Origin of the sequence: Bartonella jaculi, from assembly GCF_039543045.1 — a bacterium.
Taxonomy (GTDB): domain Bacteria; phylum Pseudomonadota; class Alphaproteobacteria; order Rhizobiales; family Rhizobiaceae; genus Bartonella; species Bartonella jaculi.
The window spans coordinates 1-1,524 of the sequence record NZ_BAABIZ010000107.1 but is presented as its reverse complement, the minus strand read 5'-3'; the positions used below and the strand labels follow the sequence as shown (position 1 = coordinate 1,524).

At 33.9% G+C, this 1,524-nt stretch carries 2 protein-coding genes and 1 pseudogene; all 3 read left to right on the top strand.

All coding sequences use genetic code 11. The features are described from left to right. Positions 1–461 (top strand): HNH/ENDO VII family nuclease (locus ABD915_RS09590; protein ID WP_345117714.1); only part of this gene is annotated, 461 nt, incomplete at its 5' end. A 20-nt stretch (positions 462–481) separates the two neighbouring features. After that, a complete protein-coding gene (locus ABD915_RS09585) occupies positions 482–946 on the top strand; it encodes an SMI1/KNR4 family protein (protein WP_345117712.1) in 465 nt (154 codons plus the stop codon). A gap of 106 nt (positions 947–1,052) precedes the next feature. Next, positions 1,053–1,524, top strand: a pseudogene (locus tag ABD915_RS09580) (SMI1/KNR4 family protein); the annotation flags it as partial.

Below are 1,524 nucleotides of genomic sequence, written 5' to 3'. Positions count from 1 at the left end.
GCGATGAGGTTATTGCAACTCAATATTTTGGGCAGGAAAGAAAATTCTGGTCAACAGCCCCGATTGAGGTTGAGTTTGAAATGACTTACAAGGGGGAGAAAATTGCTCAGACAAACAAAGTCTATCAGAGCGAAAAACTTTTTGATCCCAACAGAATTTCTGAGTGGACAGTCAACAAGAAAAAAGTGACAGGTACAAATATTGAAAGAATGAAAACAGGAAGAGCACCTATAGGTTTCGATAACGAGCCTATTGAATTGCACCATATGCTACAAACACATGATGGTCCCATAGCAGAAGTTACAAATGCGTTTCATAATAAACATAATTCTGCTATTCACATTAATCCTAACACAATGGGATCAGCTATTGATAGGGATGCATTTGCTTTGTGGAGACAGAAATACTGGAAAGAACGTGCTAAAGGTTATGAAGAAAAAGCTATAGCAACTAAAAAATAACAATTTATGGAGAACAAATTATGAAAATTTATACTTTAACTGATGTTGCACAATTAGTTGATAAATATAGCGATAGTATCGATTTTGGCTCTACAGATGAAGCAGTTGATGATGCACTGATTGAAAAAGCAGAGAAAACTCTCGGTTTGCAGTTTACGTCTTCCTATAAAAGTTTTTTAAAAAACTATGGAAGAGGGGAAATTTGTGGTGAGGAAATATGTAGCGTTTATGATACAAACTTTGAGATTGTTCGTAGTGATGATATTGTTTATAAAAACTTAAATTATAGAAAAAATGGTTTTGCAACGCCACAGCAACTTATTGTTAGTAGAACCGATTTTGGAGAGACATTTTTCTTCGATTATTCTCAATTCCAGAATGGAGAGTGTGCACTCTATTTTGATTTTCCACCCAAGGATCCACAATATTATGCAAGTAACTTCTATGAATTCCTCTGTAAAAGGATTACAGATAACTTGAAGTAAATTTCTTTGTATGGTGGTTTTACTTCCAAATTGCAATGTTAAACCACCATTATTTTTTTCTTTTCAAGAATGCAAGCATCGTTAATATTTTTAGGGGTGATCATCTATGAAAAATTATACTTTAGCTGATGTTATACAATTAATTGATAAAGTGAATAAATATGATGATGAGATTATCAATTTGGGTAGTGAAGATGATGAAGAGAATGAAACAGATGATCTACAGATTGAAAAGGCGGAGAAAGCTCTCGGTTTACAATTCACCTCATCTTACAAAGTTTTCTTAAAAAAAATATGGAGGAGGAGAAATTGGTGGTGATGAAATCTGTAGCGTTTATAGGGATTGTGGAATAGGTATTGCTGCTGGTGATATTGTTTTCCGCAACTTAAATAATAGAAAAAGGGGTTTTGCGACACCAGAACAGCTTATCGTAAGTAGAACAGATTTTGGTGAAACCTTTTATTTTGATTATACGCAGTTTCGGGATGGAGAATGCCCACTTTATGTCAGGCTTCCATTGGGTGATTGTGAATATTACGCTAGTAATTTTTATGAATTCCTTTGTAAAAGAATTAAA

What these genes read in the sequence shown, in the direction of transcription:
- ABD915_RS09585 (WP_345117712.1), top strand. Translation starts at nt 482, where the DNA reads ATGAAAATTTATACTTTAACTGATGTTGCACAATTAGTTGATAAATAT.